The organism is Kribbella qitaiheensis, from assembly GCF_014217565.1.
Lineage (GTDB): Bacteria > Actinomycetota > Actinomycetes > Propionibacteriales > Kribbellaceae > Kribbella > Kribbella qitaiheensis_A.
In genome coordinates this window covers 3,688,740-3,709,139 of sequence record NZ_CP043661.1, presented here as the reverse complement: position 1 = coordinate 3,709,139, position 20,400 = coordinate 3,688,740, and the positions used below count along the sequence as shown (strand labels likewise).

At 67.6% G+C, this 20,400-nt stretch carries 22 protein-coding genes and 1 pseudogene; 18 read left to right on the top strand and 5 right to left on the bottom strand.

The genetic code is table 11. From position 1 onward, the window contains the following. The first annotated feature begins 264 nt into the window (after positions 1–264). Entirely contained in the window at positions 265–564 is a 300-nt protein-coding gene (locus tag F1D05_RS17250; protein WP_185448609.1) for a thiamine-binding protein, read from the top strand. Between the two features lie 32 nt (positions 565–596). Here the strand turns inward: F1D05_RS17250 and F1D05_RS17245 are convergent, their stop codons facing one another. After that, positions 597–1,340, bottom strand: coding sequence for an SDR family oxidoreductase (locus F1D05_RS17245; protein WP_185448608.1), 744 nt, complete (start codon positions 1,338–1,340; stop codon positions 597–599). Between the two features lie 100 nt (positions 1,341–1,440). Here F1D05_RS17245 and F1D05_RS17240 point away from each other — a divergent pair, with 100 nt between their 5' ends. The 7 genes from F1D05_RS17240 (at position 1,441) to F1D05_RS40370 (ending at position 7,203) form a co-directional block, all read left to right on the top strand. Next, positions 1,441–2,292, top strand: a complete 852-nt coding sequence (locus F1D05_RS17240) for a helix-turn-helix transcriptional regulator (RefSeq protein ID WP_185448607.1) — start codon at positions 1,441–1,443, stop codon at positions 2,290–2,292. Positions 2,293–2,379: 87 nt separating this feature from the next. Further along, positions 2,380–2,592: a hypothetical protein gene (locus F1D05_RS17235; protein ID WP_185448606.1), complete on the top strand. Its 213-nt coding sequence runs from the start codon at positions 2,380–2,382 to the stop codon at positions 2,590–2,592. Positions 2,593–2,651: 59 nt separating this feature from the next. Beyond that, the gene (locus tag F1D05_RS17230) at positions 2,652–3,398 is read left to right on the top strand and encodes an RICIN domain-containing protein (RefSeq protein ID WP_246486773.1); all 747 of its coding nucleotides are present in this window, start codon (positions 2,652–2,654) and stop codon (positions 3,396–3,398) included. 104 nt (positions 3,399–3,502) lie between these two features. Next, positions 3,503–4,597: a WD40/YVTN/BNR-like repeat-containing protein gene (locus F1D05_RS17225; protein ID WP_185448605.1), complete on the top strand. Its 1,095-nt coding sequence runs from the start codon at positions 3,503–3,505 to the stop codon at positions 4,595–4,597. Between the two features lie 62 nt (positions 4,598–4,659). Then, on the top strand, positions 4,660–5,475 hold the full coding sequence (locus F1D05_RS17220) for an endonuclease/exonuclease/phosphatase family protein (RefSeq protein ID WP_185448604.1): 816 nt from the start codon (positions 4,660–4,662) through the stop codon (positions 5,473–5,475). A gap of 293 nt (positions 5,476–5,768) precedes the next feature. Next, a complete protein-coding gene (locus F1D05_RS40375; protein ID WP_246486772.1) occupies positions 5,769–6,425 on the top strand; it encodes a hypothetical protein in 657 nt (218 codons plus the stop codon). Between the two features lie 106 nt (positions 6,426–6,531). Beyond that, positions 6,532–7,203, top strand: coding sequence for a C40 family peptidase (locus tag F1D05_RS40370; protein WP_246486771.1), 672 nt, complete (start codon positions 6,532–6,534; stop codon positions 7,201–7,203). A 65-nt stretch (positions 7,204–7,268) separates the two neighbouring features. On the opposite strand, the gene F1D05_RS17210 is transcribed toward F1D05_RS40370, so the two are convergent. Next, positions 7,269–7,973 carry an SDR family oxidoreductase gene (locus F1D05_RS17210; protein WP_185448603.1) on the bottom strand — a complete coding sequence of 235 codons (705 nt, stop codon included), beginning with the start codon at positions 7,971–7,973 and terminating at the stop codon, positions 7,269–7,271. A 25-nt stretch (positions 7,974–7,998) separates the two neighbouring features. Further along, a complete protein-coding gene (locus tag F1D05_RS17205; RefSeq protein ID WP_185448602.1) occupies positions 7,999–8,892 on the bottom strand; it encodes a LysR family transcriptional regulator in 894 nt (297 codons plus the stop codon). A 450-nt stretch (positions 8,893–9,342) separates the two neighbouring features. Here F1D05_RS17205 and F1D05_RS17200 point away from each other — a divergent pair, with 450 nt between their 5' ends. Next, on the top strand, positions 9,343–10,473 hold the full coding sequence (locus F1D05_RS17200) for an ice-binding family protein (RefSeq protein ID WP_185448601.1): 1,131 nt from the start codon (positions 9,343–9,345) through the stop codon (positions 10,471–10,473). A gap of 79 nt (positions 10,474–10,552) precedes the next feature. Here F1D05_RS17200 and F1D05_RS17195 read toward each other — a convergent pair whose 3' ends face one another. Next, positions 10,553–10,789: a hypothetical protein gene (locus F1D05_RS17195; RefSeq protein WP_185448600.1), complete on the bottom strand. Its 237-nt coding sequence runs from the start codon at positions 10,787–10,789 to the stop codon at positions 10,553–10,555. On the opposite strand from F1D05_RS17195, the gene F1D05_RS17190 reads away from it, so the two are divergent. Continuing rightward, positions 10,776–11,204, top strand: coding sequence for a class F sortase (locus tag F1D05_RS17190; protein ID WP_185448599.1), 429 nt, complete (start codon positions 10,776–10,778; stop codon positions 11,202–11,204). The two genes, F1D05_RS17195 and F1D05_RS17190, sit on opposite strands and share 14 nt — an antisense overlap. Before the next feature lie 60 nt (positions 11,205–11,264). On the opposite strand, the gene F1D05_RS17185 is transcribed toward F1D05_RS17190, so the two are convergent. Then, entirely contained in the window at positions 11,265–11,753 is a 489-nt protein-coding gene (locus F1D05_RS17185) for an inorganic diphosphatase (protein ID WP_185448598.1), read from the bottom strand. Positions 11,754–11,803: 50 nt separating this feature from the next. On the opposite strand from F1D05_RS17185, the gene dacB reads away from it, so the two are divergent. The 8 genes and pseudogenes from dacB to F1D05_RS17150 all read left to right on the top strand — a co-directional run bounded on the left by dacB (position 11,804) and on the right by F1D05_RS17150 (position 20,376). Then, positions 11,804–13,168 carry a D-alanyl-D-alanine carboxypeptidase/D-alanyl-D-alanine endopeptidase gene (gene dacB / locus F1D05_RS17180; protein ID WP_185448597.1) on the top strand — a complete coding sequence of 455 codons (1,365 nt, stop codon included), beginning with the start codon at positions 11,804–11,806 and terminating at the stop codon, positions 13,166–13,168. A gap of 111 nt (positions 13,169–13,279) precedes the next feature. Continuing rightward, entirely contained in the window at positions 13,280–14,374 is a 1,095-nt protein-coding gene (locus F1D05_RS17175; RefSeq protein WP_185448596.1) for a zinc-dependent metalloprotease, read from the top strand. Then, positions 14,346–15,371 carry a tRNA lysidine(34) synthetase TilS gene (gene tilS / locus F1D05_RS17170; RefSeq protein ID WP_185448595.1) on the top strand — a complete coding sequence of 342 codons (1,026 nt, stop codon included), beginning with the start codon at positions 14,346–14,348 and terminating at the stop codon, positions 15,369–15,371. Before F1D05_RS17175 ends, tilS begins: the two co-directional genes overlap by 29 nt. Before the next feature lie 4 nt (positions 15,372–15,375). Then, the gene (gene hpt / locus F1D05_RS17165) at positions 15,376–15,927 is read left to right on the top strand and encodes a hypoxanthine phosphoribosyltransferase (protein ID WP_185448594.1); all 552 of its coding nucleotides are present in this window, start codon (positions 15,376–15,378) and stop codon (positions 15,925–15,927) included. Positions 15,928–16,363: 436 nt separating this feature from the next. Next, a pseudogene (gene ftsH / locus F1D05_RS17160) lies at positions 16,364–18,272 on the top strand (ATP-dependent zinc metalloprotease FtsH); the annotation flags it as partial. After that, the gene (locus tag F1D05_RS42030; protein WP_281389007.1) at positions 18,273–18,401 is read left to right on the top strand and encodes a hypothetical protein; all 129 of its coding nucleotides are present in this window, start codon (positions 18,273–18,275) and stop codon (positions 18,399–18,401) included. Between the two features lie 84 nt (positions 18,402–18,485). Then, entirely contained in the window at positions 18,486–19,058 is a 573-nt protein-coding gene (gene folE, locus F1D05_RS17155; RefSeq protein ID WP_185448593.1) for a GTP cyclohydrolase I FolE, read from the top strand. Positions 19,059–19,458: 400 nt separating this feature from the next. Then, positions 19,459–20,376: a S1 family peptidase gene (locus F1D05_RS17150; RefSeq protein ID WP_246486770.1), complete on the top strand. Its 918-nt coding sequence runs from the start codon at positions 19,459–19,461 to the stop codon at positions 20,374–20,376. The last annotated feature ends 24 nt before the right edge of the window (positions 20,377–20,400 follow it).

Genomic DNA, 20,400 nt, shown 5'->3' with positions numbered 1-20,400 from the left:
GGCCGTGCACAAAGGCGCGGAACGGCAAGGTCTGCTGACCGCCTTGTGCGTCCGGTGAGTGTTTTCCGGGGGAGGAATGCTCAGCCGGTGCACAACCACATCGAGCGGCGGTCGGGGGTCAGGGTCGAGCAGAAGACCTTGCCGTCCTTTGCGGGCGCGGCGACCGCGGATCTGTTCATGATGTCGGTGCATCAAGGAGAAGCCGCTGCTGACGACCTCCGGTGCCGAGCGCCGGGCCAACGAGGCAGCTGAGATGCTGGACGAATGATCGTTGCCTTCAGTATCAGCCCGGCTGCCGGGGACGAGACCGGTGGCGTGAGCGAGGCGGTCGCCGAGGCGGTCCGCGTCGTCCGCGCCTCCGGCCTGCCGAACGAGACCAACGCGATGTTCACCAACATCGAGGGAGAGTGGGACGAGGTGATGGCGGTGGTGAAACAGGCCGTGGAAGCGGTCACCGCGGTCTCGCCCCGCGTCGGCCTGGTGCTGAAGGCGGACATCCGCCCCGGCTTCACCGGCCAGCTCGCCGCCAAGGTCGAGCGCATCGAGCAGGCGCTCGCCGACTGATTCCTGGTACTGCGTGGCGCCGGCGGGCGTTGTCAGTGTGAGTTGAGGGCCGCGACGGTTTGGTCGTAGCGGCCCTCAGGCTCCGCGTTGCGGAGGAACTCGACGCGCTCGATGACGACCTCGGCGACGTCTGGCCGGGTCTGCAGGATCTCCATCGTGTCGGTCAGGTAGACCTCGAGCGGCAGCGCGTGCTCGCTGTTCTCCTGGCCCATCAGTGCGGTCTGGACGGCCGGCGGGATCAGCTCGATCACCTGGATCGACGTGTCCGCGAGTTGCAGCCGCAGGCTCTGCGTGTAGCTGTGGATGGCGGCCTTGGTCGCGTTGTACGTCGGTGTGATCGCCAGTGGCACAAAGGCCAGGCCGGACGAGACGGTGAGGATGGCCGCGTCCTGCTGAGCCACCAGGTGGGGCAGGAAGGCGCTGATCACCCGGATCGTGCCGAGCAGGTTCGTGGTCACGGTCGATTCGGTGACGCTCAGGTGCCCCGCGTCGAGCAGATTCTCCGGCAGCATGATGCCGGCCATCGTGATCACCACGTTGACGTCGGGGTGGGCCGCGATGACTTGTTCGACGGTGTCGGTGATCGAGTCCGGGTCGGCGACGTCGAGTGCGATCGTCTCCAGTCCTGGGTGCTCGGCGGCCAGCCGGTCCAGCAGTTCCTTGCGCCGGCCGCTGATGATCACCTTGTTGCCGAGGTCGCGGAACCGCAGTGCCAGCCCGAGGCCGAGTCCGGAGGTGCCGCCGGCCAGGAAGATCGTGTTGCCTGTCGTTTTCATGTCTCCACAGTCGGGCGGATCGGACCGCGCAACCAGGCTCGGTTCAGCCACTGCTCGACGAGCAGTGGCTAACGTCCGCCGCTGCTGAACAATGGACGGTATGGAGTACCTGGAACTGTCCGACTTCCTGCGCAAACGGCGGGAGGCTCTGCAGCCTGAGGACATCGGCCTGCCACGCGGCCGCCGGCGCCGTACTCCGGGCCTGCGCCGCGAGGAGGTCGCCTCGCTCGCGGTGATGTCGACCGACTACTACAGCCGACTCGAGGGCGGTCGTGGGCCGCAACCGTCGATGGAGATGCTCGCGGCCATCGCCCGCGCTCTGCGGCTGACGCTGGCTGAGCGGGATCATCTCTATGTCCTGGCAGGGCATGGCGTTCCGCCGCGATCGGCCGGCGGCGACCACGTGAATCCCGGCCTGCTACGGATCATCGACCGCCTGGTCGACACCCCCGCCCAGGTGCTGAACCGGCTCGGCGAGACCTTGCTGCAGACGCCGATGGACATCGCCTTCGAGGGCGAGCTGACGAACTTCGAAGGGCTCGAACGGAGCGCCATCCACCGCTGGTTCCTGCGCGAAGGCGAACGGGACCTGTACGCCGATGACGAGGTGCGCGCCAACCACAGCCGGGTCCTGGTCTCGGGGCTGCGATCCGTCTACGCCACCGACGGGGACAAGTCACGAGCGGGCAGCATCTTGCGAGCGCTGCTGGACGGTAGCGAGGAGTTCCGTCGGCTCTGGGGCGTGCACGAGGTAGGGATCCGGCACCTGGAAGCCAAGCGGTTCCGCCACCTGGGCGTCGGCGAGCTGGAGCTGCACTGCCAGCTGCTGGATGACTTGGAGCAGCAGCAGACACTACTGGTTTTCACCGCCAGGCCGGGCAGCGTGAGCGCCGAGCGGCTCGAACTGCTGTCGGTCATCGGGAGTCAGCGGCTGCTCAGCACGGAAAAGTGAGAGACCTTTCGGAAAAGGCTTGCCGAAGTCTTTGCGCCGGTTAGTCCGTAGGTTAATTTAAGACCTGAAATTTCTCCGCGTAATGACTTGGTTACTGAGGGGATCCGCCCAAGGGCCGCTCGGAAAGTTCTGCCTGCCCTGATCGGTCTGCCGGCCGGTGCGATGGTGCTGGCGGTTCCCTCACTCGCCCCCGCGTCGCCGGTGCTCCCGGCCGGCGGTTCTGCCGCGCAGGCGAGCGGCGGCGTACCGGCGTACCAGAATCCCCGGTTGCCGGACTGGGACGGGCTGGTCGCCTCCTGAAGGCGGAGAACCGCTCGCACCCCTCACTGGTCAACACGCCTGCCACGTTCCGCTCGTCGGTGAGTGAGTGGTACAGCTGGCAGAACGACCTGCGTACCAACCCGAACATCCAGATCCTGGCCTCGATCGACCCGTCCAGTTTCCCGGTCGGCACCGACCCGGCCCAGACCTGGTACTCCGGCTACTACCCGATCATCTGGGCCAACAAGAACTACAAGATGATCTACGCCAATTTCGGCCACAACGCGATGAACTACCAGACGAACACCCGGCTCTCGTCGACCTTCGACAGCCCGGCGCAGAACCAGTTCATGATGGACGCGCTGAAGTGGCTCGGCGGTGGCGGTACGACGGTGCCGCCAGTCGACCAGCCGTCGCCGACCGCGTGGTACTCGGTGGCGAACAAGGCCAACAACAAGTGCGTCGATGCCCGGTCTGCCGGTGTCGCGAACGGCACTGTCATTCAGCAATACGCCTGCAACTCATCGCAGGCGCAGCAGTACCAGTTCCAGCCGACCTCCGACGGGTTCGTCCGGATCAACAACCGCAACGACGCCACCAAGGTGGTCGACGTGACCGGGGTGTCCTCGGCCGACAATGCCGGCTTGCAGCTGTGGACCTACAGCAACGGCACCAACCAGCAGTGGCAGGCAGTCTCGGAGGGCAGCGGCTACTTCCACTTCACCAGCCGCCTCAACAACAAGTGCCTCGCAGTACCGGGCGCTTCCACGGCCGACTCCACCCAACTGGTCCAGCTGACCTGCAACGGCAGCACCGCCCAGTCGTTCCGCCTCACCGCAGCCTGACCTTCCAGCAGCCGGTGGGCCCGTGGGTGACCTCGGGTTCACCGGCTGTAGTTGTTGGTTGGGTTGCCTATCGGATGTCGGGGTCCTGGGTTAGTTTGCCGGGCATGAGAACCCTGCGCTCGGCCGCCCTGGCGGCGGGAATCCTGTTGGCGGTGTCCCAGATGGTGCCTGCTCAGGCTGTCGGTACGTCGAGCGGCGGGCGGCACGGGCCGTCGTACGAGTGGGAGCTGACGCCGCCGGGGAGCGCGTCGCAGTTCCGCGGGCTCGCTGCGGTGAGCGCGGACGTCGCGTGGATCGCGGGGTCGGCCGGTCAGGTGCTGCGGACCACCGACGGCGGGAAGAAGTGGAAGAACGTCAGCCCGGCCGGAGCCGAGGCGCTGCAGTTCCGCGACATCGAGGCCTTCGGCTCCGAGCAGGCGGTCGCGATGACGATCGGCAACGGCGAGGACTCGCGGATATACCGGACCGCGAACGGCGGCAAGACCTGGACCGAGACGTTCCGCAACACCGATGCGACGGCGTTCTACGACTGCCTCGACTTCAGTGGGTCGCACGGGCTCGCGCTGAGCGACCCGGTCGACGGCAAGTTCCGGATCGCGTCGAGCTCGAACGGCGGCGAGTCGTGGACGGTGCTGCCGAACGCCGGGATGCCGGCAGCGCTGCCGGGTGAATTCGCGTTCGCGGCCAGCGGGACCTGCCTGGTCTCCGGGCCGGGACGGACCGCGTGGTTCGCGACCGGCGGCGGTGACCGGCCGCGGGTGTTCCGCACGGACGACGGCGGGCTGCACTGGAAGGCGACCGATTCGCCGATGGCCAGTGGTGCGGCGGCCGGCATCTTCAGCCTTGCCTTCCGCGGGCCGCTCTTCGGGGTCGCGGTCGGCGGTGACTTCCTGAAGCCGACCGAGGCGGTGAACGCAGCCTCGGTCACGTACGACGGCGGTCGCAGCTGGAAGCTGGTCGCGGCCGACAAGGCGCCCAAGGGGTACCGCAGCGGCTCGGCCTTCGTGCCGTGGTCGCCGGCAACCGTGGTCGCGGTCGGGCCGTCGGGTAGTGACTTCAGCCTGGACGGTGGCCGGAGCTGGACGCAGTTCTACGACGGCAGCTTCGACAGCGTCGAGTGCGCCGGCCACGGCTTCCACGCCGGCTGCTGGGCGTCGGGTGCGAACGGCGCGGTCGGAAAGCTGGTCCGCAAGCACTGAGTTCGTGCCGGCGACACCCGTACGTCGTGCGGGTGTCGCCGGGATGCGGACAGGATGAGGGCATGCGGAAACGATTCATGGTCGCCCTTACCTGTCTGTTCCTGCTGACCCCGGCAGTGGCGTCGGCCGCCCCTACTCATAAGCCTGCTCGCCAGTTGCAGGTGCTGACCTACAACATCCACCACGGCGCCGGCATCGACGGCGTCCTCGACCTCGAGCGGATCGCTCAGGTGATCCAGCAGTCCGGCGCTGACGTGATCGGGCTGCAGGAGGTCGACAAGCACTGGAGCGAGCGCAGCAACTGGGTCGACCAGGCTGCCTGGCTGGCCCAGCGGCTGAAGATGCACTTCGCGTACGCCGCGAACCTCGATCTGCCGCCCGTCAATCCGGGCGAACCGCGCCGTCAGTACGGTACGGCGATGCTGTCGAAGTACCCGATCAAGAACTTCACCAACACTCTGCTGCCGCTCTACCCGAAAGGGGAGCAGCGCGGCCTGGCCGTCGCCACCATCAAGGTGCGCGGGCAGAACCTGCGGTTCGCGAACACCCACCTGACCTCGAACAACAACGCCGAGCGGCTGGAGCAGGCTCACAAGGTGGTGGAACTGCTGGCCGGATCCCGGCAGCCGACGATTCTGGTCGGTGATCTCAACGCCAAGCCGGAGGCGCCGGAGATCAAGACGCTGACCGCCGTCTGGCGCGACACCTGGGCCGAGGTCGGTGTAGGCCCCGGTTACACCATCGAGTCCGACAACCCGACCGCCCGGATCGACTTCCTCCTGCACACGCCGGACCTGCGCCCCGGCTCGGCCGAGGTCCCCGTCACCCTCGCCTCGGACCATCTCCCGGTCACCGCGAGCTACACGTTCGGTCGCTGACATCTCAGCGAGCTGACCTGCGCGTTCGAGCGGCGCCACCTGGCTACGGCCGGGGTGGCGCCGCTGCTGTTCCGGGTGGTTGCCGGGGGCCCGGAAAATCGGGCGCTGCGCCGGGACGCGTGAATTACAAGCTTGTAGTTTGTCAAGCCGACACGCAGGTGAAATAAAGTTATTGGTGTGAAAGGTGTTCCCAATGGGGCTGCAGGCAACTAGTGTCACGTATGTGGTCCAGAAGGACCAAATGTTCACGAACCCCGGGGAAGGGGATCGTGACCGGCGGAAGGAAGTACCCGATGCGGACTCCAACGGGGGTTGAGTCTGGTGGTCGGGGCTCGAGCACACTGAAGACCGGCAGAGTTCTGCTGTCCGGGGTGCTCGCGGTCTCGCTGGCAGCCACGATGGCCCTGAGTTCGGTTCCGGCGCAGGCTGATCCCAAGCCGCCGGTGATTCCTTCCCAGTCGACGGTCGACGCGGCCAAGAAGGCCGCCGCCGCCAAGGCCGCCCAGGTCGCCGCCATCGAGCAGCAGCTTGCCGCCGCCAACGATCGGCTCGAGCGGCTCGGCATCGCCTCCGGCAAGGCCGACGAGAACTACAACGGCGCCATGTACCGGTTGCAGCAGGCAAAGACCGACGCAGCCGCGGCTGCCGCACGGGCGGCGAAGGCGGAGCAGACGCTCGCAGTCCAGCGCCAGCAGATCGGCCGGTATGCGGCCGCGTTGTACCAAGGTGGTGGCGACATAGCGAAGCTCGGCCCGCTTTTCACGGCCGACGGTCCGCAGCAGTTGCTCGACTCGGCCGGTGCGGCGCACTCGATCTCCACGGCCATGCAGGGCTCCTTCCTTCGCTTCACCGCGACCCAGGTGGTCACCAACGCGTTCAAGCTGCAGGCGGACCAGGCGGTCACCAAGGTGAAGGCCGCGACCGACGCGGGCCGCCAAGGCGAAGGCTGAAGCAGAGGCTGCCGAAGCCAACCAGGCTGCCGCCGTCGCCGCAATCGGCGCTGAGCGCAAGACCCAGATCAGCCAGCTGGCGACGCTGCGCAACACGTCGTACCAGGTGGCTGACCAGCGGCAGCGCGGGCTGGAGGAGCTGGCCCGGCAGCGGGCCGCCGCGCTGGCGGCCAAGAAGGCCGAGGAGCTGCGCAAGCGGATCGCTGCCCGGGAGGCGGTCGAGCGGGCCCGGGAAGCGGCCGAGGAGAAGGCGCGGGAGAAGGCCGAGGAGAAGGCGCGGGAGAAGGCCGAGGAGAAGGCGCGGGAGAAGGGCAAGACGCACAAGAAGGACAAGCCGCACAAGAAGGACAAGCCGCGGCACAAGCCCGACCGTGGTGGCGACGGCAACGGCGGCGGTGGCAGCTCGACGCGGCGGGGTGCCGCGGCGGCGATCGCGTTCGCGCTGTCCCAGCTCGGCGACCCCTACGTATGGGGCGCGACCGGTCCGAGCTCGTGGGACTGCTCGGGTCTGACGATGGGCGCCTGGAAGAAGGCCGGCGTTCAGCTGCCGCACTACAGCGTCGCGCAGTACGAGCAGGTCAAGCACATCTCCGCGGACGAGCTCCGGCCCGGCGACCTGATCTTCTGGGCCGAGGACCACAACGACCCGGGCACGATCTTCCATGTCGCGATGTACCTCGGCGGTGGCCGGATGGTGCACGCACCGCGGACCGGCAAGCCGGTCAAGCTCGAGAACGTCTACTACTGGGAGACTCCCGACTTCTTCGGTCGTCCCTGATCGGCCTGGCCTACTTGCGTGAGTCCCAGGCCGATCTCCTCAGGCGTTGACTGTCCTGACCATGACTAGACGAGCCGGTGTCCGCCGTCGGCGTGCAGAACGGTGCCAGTGATGAATCCATTGCGCAGCAGGGCGATGATCGCATCGGCGATGTCCTTGGTCCGCCCGATCCGCCCCACCGGCAGGCGATCGGCCATCGCGGCCAGGGTCTGGTCCTTGGCGTCGCCGGCGACGCCCTGCCAGATAGGAGTGTCGACCCAGCCGGGCGACACGGCGTTGACCCGGATCGGGGCCAGCTCGACCGCGAGCGCCGCGGCCATCGAGCCGAGCGCCCCGTTGAGAGCGGCAACCATCGAGCCGCGCGGCCCGGGCCGGTACGCCGCGATGCCGGATGTGAACACGATGGAGCCGCCCTGCGCGAGCATCGGTGCGCCGTGCTTGGCGAGTAGCAGCGGACCGATCAGCTTGGACTCGATCGACGACCGCGCGGCAGCGACGTCGTACTCCCTGATCGGCTGGTAGGCGCCGGAGATATCGGCGGCGGTCGTCACGATGTGGTCGATCTCGCCGGTGGTCTTGAAGAGACGTTCGACGTCCTGCTCGTCACCGATGTCGGTGACGACCTTCCGTACTTCGAGTTCTACGGCTTCGAGTCGATCTTTTGAGCGGCCGGCGATGGTGACTTCAGTGCCCTGCGCAACTAGTTCGGTGGCCAGTGCCAGGCCCATGCCGGAGCTGCCGCCGATGATGACGACGCGTTCTGTTTTCATGGTTCCGAGCCAACCAGCGGCGGGGTCAGAGATCCACGACGTGTTTTCTCATGGTCGTGAGGCCGGGGCTAACGGTCATTGCCCGCAGTACCGGGTTTCGGCTGTCGGTGCGCCAGATCGCTGTGTAGGTGGCGATCAGAGGGTGGCCTTGGATCGGTCGCCAGACGATCTCGCTGTCCGCGGCGCGGCGGGATCCGAGGGTGATCGCGTCGGGGCGGACGAGCAACGCGGATCGGAGCTGGGAGTGGCTCATTGCGGTCGAGCTGATCCGCAGTCCTGGTCCGCCTAAGCGCTCGATGGCGTCGTCGTAGAACTCGGGTGCGGCTTCACGCTGGATCCAGATCAGCTCGTGGTCGCGGAGTTGGTCGAGGGTGATCTCGGTGCTGTCGGCCAGTGGGTGGGTTGCCGTCAGTAACACGCCGAGCTCCTCTTCCGCGAGCTTCGCCGAATCGGTTGCCGGGGGCAAGGTTACGGGAATTCTGATCAGTGCGAGGTCGACGTCGCCGGTGCTCAGCCGGCGCAGCTGCTCGGTGGTGGTGCCGGCGATCGGGGTGACTTTGCATCCCGGAAACCGTTCTGATGCGAGGCTTTCGAGGGCTTTGGGCAACGATCCCGGGACTCCGTTCAGAAGTCCGAGGCGGAGTTCTGGCTCGTCGAGTCCAGCCGCCCGGCGGGTCTCGGTGAGCGCGAGCTCCGCCGCGGCGATCGTCTTGGTGGCGTGGTCGAGGAACACCTCACCCGCTGCGGTGATCTCGACCCCGCGACTGTGTCTGATCAGCAGCGGGGTGCCGATCTCGCGCTCGACCTGCTTGATCTGCTGGCTGAGAGTCGGGGTGGAAATGTGCAGCCGCGTCGCCGCCCGCCCGAAATGGAGTTCCTCGGCGACGGCTACGTAGTACCGCATCTGCCGAAGCTCCACACCGGCCATGCTAGGTGGTCAAGCCTTCACGTCCTAGGCGCTGCCCGGTGGGTGTGAGGAGGGTTCGGGTGGTCCGGCTGTCCTGCCCGGGGCTCGGGGTGCTAGTTGAACATAGCAACTACTTCGACTGGTTGCCCAGTACATCCATCAGGGCATTGACAGGCCGGATTCGGTGACCTAACGTCAAGTTTCAGTAACAAATTGTGATCGGCGTATCACAGCCTCGCTGGACTGCCGCCGGTCGAACGGGGTGCGAACGCGTCATCAACTCGCGGCAGGAGTGGGGGTTCCTGCCGATGGCGGTCTCCCGATGTCCTGTTGCCGGCCCTTGCCTGGCCGCCGGGATGTCGTCCGTGTAGCAACGGGCCCTCCTCCGCGAAACTGCCGGCAGCAACTCGCTGCGCCGGCTGCTGGATCAGGTGACTCATCGACGGATTTGAGGAATCGATCATGAAATTCTCCAGGTACGGGCCGGCCCGAGGCCGATGGCGACTGAGCGTGCTGGCGGTCGCGGCAGCGGTCGCAGTCTCCGGGGGTGGATTGCTGGCCACCGGAAGGGACGCTCAGGCGGCCGCCGTGGTGGTGCCGTTGGGTACCGCCGGGAGCTTCGTGGTCCTCGCAGGGGCGGGGATCACCAACACCGGGCCGACCACGCTGAACGGCGACATCGGCAGCTTTCCCAATCCGGCGATCAGCGGTACCGGGACGATGACGATCACCGGCACGAACCACGCCGGCGACAGCGTCACCCAAGGGGCGAAAGACGACCTGGTCACGGCGTACAACGTCGCCGCGGGAGAGTCGCCGCCCGCACCGATCACGGACGACCTGGGTGGCAAGACCCTGACCCAAGGCGTCTACAACTCCGCCACCTCGATCGGGCTGACCGGCACACTCACCCTGGATGCCGAAGGCGACGCGGGCGCGGTCTTCGTCTTCCAGGCGGGTTCCACGCTCACCACGGCCTCCAGCAGCCGCGTCCTGCTGACCAACGGAGCCCGGTCCTGCAACGTGTTCTGGCAGATCGGCAGCTCCGCGACAATCGGCACCGCGACCAGCTTCCGCGGCACCATCCTGGCGTTGACCTCCATCACCATGCAGACCGGAGCCACGTCGATCGGCCGGATGCTGGCCCGCAACGGCGCCGTCACCCTGGACACGAACACGATCACCAGACCCCGCTGCCGCCCCACTCCGCCAACGAGCCCGCCGACGTCACCTCCGACGTCGCCGCCGACGTCACCTCCGACGAGCCCGCCGACGAGCCCGCCGACGTCCCCGCCGACGTCGCCTCCGACCACTCCTCCGACGAGCCCGCCGACGTCGCCGCCGACCACTCCGCCAACGAGCCCGCCGACGTCGCCGCCGACCACTCCTCCGACGAGCCCGCCGACCTCACCGCCGACGTCGCCGCCAACGAGCCCGCCGACATCACGACCTACGACCTCGCCCACGCCTCCGCAGGTCACCAAGACACCACAAGGTCCCGTCGGTACAGGTGATGGGTCCGGCTGGTCGGTCTGGCTGGTCGAGCCTCCGGTCGTCCCATGGTTCGGCTGGACGACGCCGGCCGCGTCATGAGGACCGGCGCAGCGGTCGTGCTCGTATTGGCGGCTCTCGGCGCGGCAGGTTGTAGCAGTGAGTCGGGCACGGGGCCGACTCACGCAGCCCCGATGTCGGTTGACCACGTACCGAGCGGGATCGCTGCGCCCACCACCATCATCACGCCCACGCCGACCGCCCTCGTCAGCAGACCGGCGACCACAACAACTGAACGCACACCCACCCCAGCACTCCGCTCGAAGCCTTCCGCCGAACTGTCTTTGCCACTACGCCCCGGCCAGGGGCGTAGTAGGCCGGCGCCGATGCGGAAGTCCACCCCAGTGCGGGTTGTCATCCCCGCGATCGGGGTGGACTCGGCCCTCATCCGCCTCGGCCTGAAATCCAACGGTGGTCTACAGGTGCCGCCGAACGGCTTCCCGGCCGGCTGGTTCACCGGCGGGCCGACGCCGGGGGAGAAAGGCCCGGCCGTCATCGCCGGGCATGTCCGCTGGTCCGGCCGCGCGGGCGTCTTCGCCCGGCTCGGTGGCCTTCAGCCGGGGGACAAGATCACGGTTACCCGGCAGAACCACTCGGCGGCGGTGTTCCAGGTGGTAAGGGTCAAGCAGTATCCCAAGTCCACCTTCCCGAGCGCAGCGGTGTACGGCGATCTCGACCACGCGGGCCTGCGACTGATCACCTGCGGCGGACTCGACTACGTCTCCGGAAAGTACGAGGCCAACCTCGTGGTCTTCGCCGACCTGACGGCCTAGCTGAACCCGCGCGATCAGCACTTCGTGACCACAGGCGATGCGGGTCCTCCGTCGTACCGGCTAGTGGCCTTCGGTCTTCAGGCGTTCGAAGGAGGCGCGGACCTCGGCCTCGGCGTCGGCGCGGCCGACCCAGGAGGCGCCTTCGACCGACTTGCCCGGCTCCAGGTCCTTGTAGACCTCGAAGAAGTGCTGGATCTCGAGCCGGTCGAACTCCGGCACGTGGTGGATGTCGCGCAGGTGCTCCTGGCGCGGGTCACCGGCGGGGACACAGAGGACCTTGTCGTCCGGGCCCTTCTCGTCGGTCATCCGGAACATGCCGATCGCCCGGGCCTTGATCAGGCAGCCGGGGAAGGTCGGCTCGCTCAGCAGGACGAGCGCGTCCAGCGGGTCGCCGTCCTGGCCCAGGGTCTCCTCGATGAACCCGTAGTCGGACGGGTACTGAGTAGCCGTGAACAAGGTGCGGTCAAGCCGTAGCCGGTTCGTCTTGTGGTCCAGCTCGTACTTGTTGCGGGTGCCCTTGGGGATCTCGATGAAGACGTCGAACTCCATACGGCAGATACTGTCACGGTTCGGACCGACCAAATGACAGGAGCAGCCCGGTGGCCCGTCCTCCCCGTGCGGTCTTCGTCACGCTTGCCGTGATGCTGACACTGCCGACCGCGCTCGTCGGAGCGGCAGGAGCGCAGGCTGTGCCCGGTCGGTCGCAGAGCGGAACCGGTACTACGCCCGCCCCATTGGTGCTGCCACCGGCGAAGACAGAGGGCGTCGCACCCACCTCCACCGGAGTACAGAAGGCCCTGGCGGCCGTAATGGCCGATTCGTCGCTCGGTAAGCATCACGGCGTGTACGTGTACGACGCCTCGCGCGGCAAGGCACTCGCGTCGATCGGTACGGCCAAGCCGTTCGTGCCCGCATCCACGATGAAGCTGCTGACCACCATCTCTGCGCTGGCCACGATCGGGGCGGACCACTGGTTCACCACGGAAACAGTCAGCCCGTCACGGGGCTCGGTGATCCTGGTCGGCGGCGGCGATCCGCTGCTGGCCCTACGACCGACCACGGAGTTCCCGGCGCGCGCCACGCTGCAGGAGCTGGCAACCAGTACCGCGCAGTCGCTGCGGTCGCAGGGTGTTGCCAGCGTGACACTCGGGTACGACGCCAACCTGTTCACCGGGCCGGCCGCGAACGCCAAGTGGGAGCCGAACTACGTCACCGAAGGGATCGCGGCCCGTACGTCGGCACTGTGGGTCAACGAGGGGCGCGTGTCGCCCGGGATGGCGAAGCGGGCTCCCTCGCCGGCACTAGCGGCCGCCACAGCATTCGCGGGGTTGCTGCGGACTGCCGGGATCAAGGTGACGGGCAGCTTCAAGCCGGTGGATGCACCGGCGACCGCTGACGGGCTGGCGCAGGTCCGGTCGGCTTCGCTCGGCGACATCGTCGAGTACATCAACCTGCACAGCGACAACGACGGCGCCGAGGTGCTGCTGCGGCAGGTAGGCATCGCAACCGACAACGGTGGTTCGTACACGGGCGGTGTGAAGGGCCTGCGGGCGACGCTGGCCAAGCTCGGCATCGACGTGACCAAGGCGCAGATCTACGACGGCAGTGGGCTGTCGCGCGCGAACCAGGTGCCGCTGGAGGCGCTGGCGGGCGCAGTACGGGTCGCGGTGACCAAGCCCGAGCTACGCCATCTGCTGAGCGGGCTGCCGATCGCAGGTTTCACCGGCAGCCTCGAAGACAGGTTCGCTGGTCCAGGCTCGGAGCCGGGGACCGGAATCGTGCGGGCGAAGACAGGGACGCTCACCGGAGTGCACTCGCTGGCCGGGCTGGCCCGGGATCGCACCGGGACCATCCTGGTCTTCGCGGTCGCCACCGACAGCGCACCGCCCGACAAGGCGCTGGCTGCCCGCGCCGCACTCGACCGCATCACGGCCATCCTTGCCAGCTGCGGCTGCGCGGGCTGAAGCCAAGCGGCTGCGACCAAGCGGGCTGAAACCGAACTGACAGCGTTCCGAGACGGACAAGCTTGCCGCTCTCGGCAGGCGCATGTTGGAACCTGCCACTAGGGTCGAAACATGAGTACGGCGGAAGGCGATACCTCGGCTGACATGGTCGACTGGCAGTTGGCGACCGGGGTCGCCCGAAAGCTGCTCCGGCCCGGTCCGGCGGTCAGCCGGGCTGAGGCGGATCAGGTGGTGGCCGAGCTGCGGCAGTTCGCCGTGGACTCCGAGCAGCATGTGCGGGACTTCACCGGGCTGCAGGCCACCTCGGCCACAGCGCCCGTGGTGATCGTCGATCGGTACGGCTGGGTGCAGGCCAACGCCGACGGCTTCAAGACCGTACTGCGACCGCTCGCCGACAAGCTGCGCGAGAAGCAGGAGCGCACTGGTGGTCTGTCGTCAGCTGTAGGTCCCCGGGTGACCGCGATCGAGGCAGGCGCGCTGCTGGCGTTCCTGTCCTCTCGCGTGCTCGGCCAGTTCGACCCCTTCTACCCGTCCGAACCGGATCCCTCCCGACCGCACCTGACAGGCCGGCTGCTGCTGGTCGCGCCGAACGTGATGCATGTGGAGTCCGAGCTCGGCGTAGTACCGCGGGACTTCCGGCTCTGGGTGTGCCTGCACGAGGAGACCCACCGGGTGCAGTTCACCGCCGTGCCGTGGCTCCGGGATCACCTGCGCTCCGAGATCGCGCTCTTCCTCGACCAGGCCGAGTTGGACGCTTCGGCGTACGCGGCGATGTTCCGGGAAGCCGTGCAGCGGCTCGGCCGCTCGGTGAAGGGCGAGGCCGAGCTGAGCCTGGTCGACCTGATGCAGTCGCCGGAGCAGCGGGCCGTGCTGGACCGCCTGACCGCGGTCATGTCGCTGCTGGAAGGCCACGCCGACTTCGTGATGGACGGCGTCGGGCCGTCGGTGATCCCGACCGTCGACACCATCCGGTCCAAGTTCACCTCCCGCCGGTCGGGCGGCAACCCGGTGGACCAGTTGCTGAAGCGGCTGCTCGGCCTGGATGCCAAGATGCGGCAGTACCAGGACGGTGCCGCCTTCGTACGCCGGGTGGTCGAGCAGGTCGGCATGGAGGGCTTCAACCGCGTCTGGACCGGGCCGAACACGCTGCCGACCAAGAACGAGATCGCCAACCCGGATGCCTGGGTCAGCAGACTCCACGGCTGAGTACCGGGGCAAGCTGCACCCATCCGTCGCCCGGGTCCGGGAGGCTGTCCGTACTGCGCTGGCGGGGCTGCCGCAGGCGACCACAGTGCTGGTGGCCTGCTCTGGTGGCGCCGACTCGCTCGCACTCGCGGCAGCGACCGCCTTCGAGGCGCCGAAGCTCGGACTGCGAGCAGGCGCGGTCATCGTGGACCACGGACTCCAGGCCAAGTCCGGCGACGTGGCAGCGACCGCGGCCGAGCAGTGCAGGTCTTTAGGGCTCGAACCCGTGCACGTTCGCGCTGTAGAGGTCGGCGACGAGGGTGGGCCTGAGGGTGCCGCCAGGACCGCGCGATACGACGCGCTACGCGACGTAGCCAATGAGGTCGGCGCCGACGTCGTACTGCTCGCGCATACTCGCAACGACCAGGCAGAGACTGTCCTGCTCGGCCTCGCCCGGGGATCCGGGGCCCGCTCGCTGGCGGGGATGGCGCCCGTGGTCGGGATCCTGCGCAGACCCTTCCTGGAACTGTCCCGGGCGACCACTACGGCTGCTTGCCTGGCATCAGGGCTCCAAGCGTGGCACGACCCGCACAACGACGACCCGAAGTACAAGAGAGTGCGAGTGCGGCACGAGGTGCTCCCTGTGCTCGAGGAGTCGCTAGGGCCGGGTGTGATCGAGGCACTGGCCCGTACTGCGGGGTTGCTGCGGGCCGATGCGGACGCCCTGGACGCACTCGCGGCTGACCTCGCCGAGACCGCAGTACGGCGTACTGACGGCGAAGTGTTGTGTGATGTCGGACTCCTCGAGGGGGAGCCGGCAGCGATCCGGACCAGGGCGCTCCGGCAGGCGGCGCTGGAAGCTGGTTGCCGGGCCAACGACCTCACCGCGGGCCACATCGCGGCCGTCGACGCGCTGGTCACCGACTGGCGCGGACAACGCTGGATCGACCTGCCGCAAGGGGTCCGGGCGGTCCGGCGGGCCGGGTTCATCGTCTTGGCGCCTGGTGTGACACCCTGATCGCGTGGATGCGGCGGACATCGAGAAAGACCTGGCCCAGATTCATTTCACCGAGGAGCAGATCCAGGCGAAGCTGAAGGAACTGGCCGCCCGGATCGAGCAGGACTACGAGGGCAAGGACCTGCTGATCATCGGCGTCCTGCGCGGCGCGGTGATGGTGATGGCCGATCTGGCCCGCTCGTTCAGCCGGCACGTGGAGATGGACTGGATGGCGATCTCCTCTTACGGCTCCGGAACGAAGTCTTCCGGGGTGGTCCGGATCCAGAAGGACCTGGACACCGACATCACCAACCGGCACGTGCTGATCGTCGAGGACATCATCGACACCGGCCTGACGCTGACCTGGCTGGTCAGCAACCTGCAGTCCCGCAAGCCCGCCTCGCTGGAGATCTGTACGGCGTTCCGCAAGCCGGACGCCGCGAAGATGTCGGTGCCGGTGAAGTACGTCGGCCTCGAGTTGCCGGACGAGTTCGTGGTCGGCTACGGCCTGGACTACGCGGAGAAGTACCGCAACCTGCGCTGCGTTGCCACCCTCGCCCCACACGTCTACTCCTGAACCCCCACTTCTTCTCCCCACCCCCAGGAGCAGGAGTTGGTGACAGCGCCCTCGCCTCGCATTTGTTCCCCCAGCCCAAGGCTGGGGGCGGGAGTTGGTGACAGCGCCATTGCCTCGCCTCGCATTTGTTCCCCCAGCCCAAGGCTGGGGGCGGGAGTTGGTGACAGCGCCATTGCCTCGCCTCGCATTTCTTCCCCCAGCCCAAGGCTGGGGGCGGGAGTTGGTGACAGCGCCATTGCCTCACCTCGCATTTCTTCCCTCAGTCAAAGCTGGGGGCGGGAGTTGGTGACAGCCTGTAGACAGGGTCGTACCGTCGTTGGGTGACCCTCGTGGTGGGCACGCTTGCCCGACACGAGACACTTGGACTGGTATTACCGTCACAAGCCCGTTTTCCCGGGCCTGCTGAGCTAGGAGGGACGGGGCACCTGCCCTGATCATGGACGTCAAGCGCATCTTCCGCGGACCCCTGTTCTGGATCGTCGTCGCCTTCTTGGGCGTGCTGGTGATCGGGCAGCTCCTGACCGGCTCGACCGGGTACAAGACCGAACCCACCGGCCAGGTGGTGCAGCTGATCAAGCAGGCCACGGACGCCCCGGCCGGCGAGAAGTCGATCAAGTCGGCGACGCTGATCGATCCCGATCAGGAGATCCGGATCGAGAAGACCGACGGCACCAAGGTGCGGGCGCACTGGGTCGACGGTCAGGCCACCACCCTGGGCAGCGACCTGCAGAACCTGTTCCAGAACAACAAGATCGACAAGTACGACGTGGAGAACCCGAAGCCGAGCTTCATCGGCCAGGTGTTCTCGACGCTGATCCCGTTCCTGCTGATCGCCGTCGTCTTCATCTTCTTGATGAACTCGATGCAGGGCGGCGGCTCGCGGGTGATGAGCTTCGCCAAGTCGAAGGCCAAACTGATCACCAAGGACACCCCTAAGACGACCTTCGCGGATGTGGCCGGGTGTGACGAGGCGATCGAGGAACTCGGCGAGATCAAGGAGTTCCTGCAGGAACCGGGGAAGTTCCAGGCCGTCGGCGCCAAGATCCCCAAGGGTGTCCTGCTCTATGGCCAGCCCGGTACCGGTAAGACGCTGCTCGCCCGGGCCGTCGCCGGTGAGGCGGGTGTGCCGTTCTACTCGATCTCGGGTTCGGACTTCGTCGAGATGTTCGTCGGTGTCGGTGCCTCCCGGGTCCGCGACCTGTTCGAGACCGCCAAGACCAACGCGCCGGCGATCGTCTTCATCGACGAGATCGACGCCGTCGGCCGGCACCGTGGCGCGGGCATGGGTGGTGGCCACGACGAGCGCGAGCAGACGCTGAACCAGTTGCTGGTCGAGATGGACGGCTTCGACGTCCGCGGCGGCGTGATCCTGATCGCGGCGACCAACCGGCCGGACGTGCTCGACCCGGCGCTGCTGCGCCCGGGCCGTTTCGATCGCCAGATCGCCGTCGACGCCCCGGACCTGCCGGGTCGCGAGCAGATCCTGAAGGTGCACTCGCGCGGTAAGCCGATGTCGGACGACGCCGACCTGCGCGCGGTGGCCCGTCGTACGCCGGGCTTCACCGGTGCGGACCTGGCCAACGTCCTGAACGAGGCTGCGTTGCTCACGGCCCGGCTGAACCGCCAGCAGATCGACAAGAACGCGCTGGACGAGGCGATCGACCGCGTCATCGCCGGACCGCAACGCCGGACCAGGCTGATGTCGGACAAGGAGAAGGTGCTGACGGCGTACCACGAGGGCGGGCACGCTCTGGTGGCCGCGTCGCTGCCGCACTCCGACCCTGTGCACAAGGTGACGATCCTGCCGCGTGGCCGCGCCCTCGGTTACACGATGGTGCTGCCGGACGAGGACAAGTACTCGACCACCCGGTCCGAGATGCTCGACAAGCTCGCCTACATGCTCGGTGGCCGCGCCGCCGAGGAGATGGTGTTCCACGACCCGACCACGGGCGCGAGCAACGACATCGAGAAGGCGACCGCGCTCGCCCGGGCGATGGTCACGCAGTACGGCATGACCGAGCGGCTCGGCGCGATCCAGTACGGCCAGGACACCGGTGAGCCGTTCCTCGGCCGCGACCTGGGCAGCCAGCGCAACTACTCCGAGGAGATCGCCGCGGCGGTCGACGAAGAGGTCGGCAAGCTGATCCTGAACGCGCACCAGGAGGCCTTCGACATCCTCGTCGAGAACCGCGCTGTGCTCGATGCCCTGGTCGAGGAGCTGCTGGAAAAGGAGACGCTCGACAAGGCGGAGATCGCCCGGGTGTTCAAGCCGATCCAGAAGCGTGAGATCCGGCCGGCCCTGGACCGGATCGTCGACCCGGGTGCCGTCCGAGCAGCCGCCGGTGATGCCACTGCCGTCGCGTGGTGAGCAGAACGGTTCGCTGCAGGACGTGATCCCTGGTGGATCGATCGGTCCGGATGAGGCCGCGCACGGTCCGAACTACGGCGGCGGGCCCACCCCTCCGGCCGAGTGACACCGGTCGCCTGAGGCAGGGCGAGTGACTTGATGATGGCCCGGGATCCCTGGCGGATTCCGGGCCATCGCTTATGTTGATCGGGTGACCGCGCCGGAATTCGACCATGCCCGGGCCGAACGGGCCGTCCGCGAATTGCTGATCGCGATCGGTGAGGATCCCGACCGCGAGGGGCTGCGCGAGACCCCGGCCCGGGTGGCCCGCTCGTACGCCGAGATCGCGGCCGGTCTGGGCCAGCGGGCCGAGGACGTCCTGACCACCACCTTCGACCTCGGCCACGACGAGCTGATCCTGGTCAAGGACATCGAGGTCTGGTCGATCTGTGAACATCATCTGGTGCCCTTCACCGGGGTGGCCCACGTCGGCTACATCCCGGGCCTGGACGGGCGGATCACCGGCCTGTCCAAGCTGGCCCGGCTTGTCGACGTCTACGCGAAACGCCCGCAGGTCCAGGAACGGCTGACCACCCAGGTCGCGGAGTCCCTGCTGGAGTTGCTGAAGCCGCGCGGGGTGATCGTGGTGATCGAGTGCGAACACCTCTGTATGACGATGCGCGGCGTCCGCAAGGCCGGCGCGAAGACGATCACCTCGGCCGTTCGCGGCCAGCTCCGCGACCCGGTCACGCGGGCCGAGGCGATGAGTCTGATCGTCGGCTGAGCAGGTCGGCCGTAGCCCGGGGCCGGGCCTCCTCGTTGAACATTCAGAGCTGTTGCCCATAGACAATCCGTGTCCGAACGCCTACGGTCCGTAGTGGCGCTGTGACTCGGGTGCGGGGCGCCGGCGTGAGGAGGATGTATGTCAGGGCGTTTTCGGGTCGGCGCCGCACTCACCGGGATCGTGGTTCTCACGGCGGCCGGTTTGATCGCGGCGAACGGCGCGCAAGCGGATCCCCGGACCGCTCAGACCGGGGCGGCGGGGCGGGGAAAGAATTCAACACAAGACGTCAAGTTGCCGGTGCCGAATCAAGAGCTCGTCAGGGACCAGCAACTGGTTCAGGCGACTGATCTGGAGAACAAGTTCGGGTCACGGGCGGTCGGCAGCTACTTCGACGCCTCCGGTGACCTTGTCGTCGCGGTCTCCGACCAGGCGACCGCCGCCGCGGTTCGCGCGGGCCGGCGCGATCCCCAAACTGGTCCGCTACACCGCCAGTCAGCTGTTCTCGGTGCAGGGCGAGCTGGACCACCTGGCAACCGGCTCAAGCGCCGGTCAGGTCAGGTCCTGGTACGTCGACCCGCTCACCGGGACGGTCGTCGTCACGGTGCCCTCCGGAGCCCGTGACCTGATCACCAAGCGGTTCCTGCGCGCGGCCGAGCAGAACGGCGCCATGGTGACCGTCCGGCGGTCCCAGGGCAAGGTGACCCTCGCCGAGGGCGAGTTCGGGCTCCTGGGCGGCCTCCAGGTGGACAAGAACACCGGTTACACCTGCTCGCTGGGCTTCAATGCCACCACCGAGAAGGGCCAGCACATCTTCCTCACCGCGGGGCACTGCACCAGCGGTAAGCCGTCCTGGTCGCGCAACGGCTACATCCTCGGCGACACCATGACCTCGAGTTTCCCGGGCAACGACTTCGGCACGGTCAGCGTGATCGACGGCTGGGAGCAGCAGGGCCGGGTCGAGCGCTGGGGCAGCGAAGACGTCGTAGTACGGGGTACTGCGAGCCCGACCGTCGGCTCGGCCGTCTGCAAGTCCGGCAAGAGCACCAAGTGGACCTGCGGCCGGATCGTGGCCCGGAACGTCACCGTGAACTACGGGAACAACAGGGTTGTCAGGGGCCTGTTCCAGCACACCGCCTGCGTCGAGGCCGGCGATTCCGGTGGTGCCAACATGTCCGGCGACTACGCGCAGGGAATCACCAGCGGTGCCGCTCTGGTCAGCGGCCAGTGCCTGGCGAAATACGGTCAGCAGAACGAGTCGTACAGCCAACCGATCGGTGAGGCGCTGTCCGCTAGCGGCGCCTCATTGGTACTGGGTTAGCGACCCGCGGCGGGAGCCGGGAGT

What these genes read in the sequence shown, in the direction of transcription:
- F1D05_RS17240 (WP_185448607.1), top strand. Translation starts at nt 1,441, where the DNA reads ATGGAGTACCTGGAACTGTCCGACTTCCTGCGCAAACGGCGGGAGGCT.
- F1D05_RS17220 (WP_185448604.1), top strand. Translation starts at nt 4,660, where the DNA reads ATGCGGAAACGATTCATGGTCGCCCTTACCTGTCTGTTCCTGCTGACC.
- tilS (WP_185448595.1), top strand. Translation starts at nt 14,346, where the DNA reads ATGCCTGGGTCAGCAGACTCCACGGCTGAGTACCGGGGCAAGCTGCAC.
- F1D05_RS17200 (WP_185448601.1), top strand. Translation starts at nt 9,343, where the DNA reads ATGAAATTCTCCAGGTACGGGCCGGCCCGAGGCCGATGGCGACTGAGC.
- F1D05_RS42030 (WP_281389007.1), top strand. Translation starts at nt 18,273, where the DNA reads ATGCCACTGCCGTCGCGTGGTGAGCAGAACGGTTCGCTGCAGGACGTG.
- F1D05_RS17195 (WP_185448600.1), bottom strand. Translation starts at nt 10,789, where the DNA reads ATGACAACCCGCACTGGGGTGGACTTCCGCATCGGCGCCGGCCTACTA.
- F1D05_RS17185 (WP_185448598.1), bottom strand. Translation starts at nt 11,753, where the DNA reads ATGGAGTTCGACGTCTTCATCGAGATCCCCAAGGGCACCCGCAACAAG.
- F1D05_RS40375 (WP_246486772.1), top strand. Translation starts at nt 5,769, where the DNA reads ATGCGGACTCCAACGGGGGTTGAGTCTGGTGGTCGGGGCTCGAGCACA.
- F1D05_RS17245 (WP_185448608.1), bottom strand. Translation starts at nt 1,340, where the DNA reads ATGAAAACGACAGGCAACACGATCTTCCTGGCCGGCGGCACCTCCGGA.
- F1D05_RS17210 (WP_185448603.1), bottom strand. Translation starts at nt 7,973, where the DNA reads ATGAAAACAGAACGCGTCGTCATCATCGGCGGCAGCTCCGGCATGGGC.
- F1D05_RS17250 (WP_185448609.1), top strand. Translation starts at nt 265, where the DNA reads ATGATCGTTGCCTTCAGTATCAGCCCGGCTGCCGGGGACGAGACCGGT.
- F1D05_RS17225 (WP_185448605.1), top strand. Translation starts at nt 3,503, where the DNA reads ATGAGAACCCTGCGCTCGGCCGCCCTGGCGGCGGGAATCCTGTTGGCG.
- F1D05_RS17175 (WP_185448596.1), top strand. Translation starts at nt 13,280, where the DNA reads ATGAGTACGGCGGAAGGCGATACCTCGGCTGACATGGTCGACTGGCAG.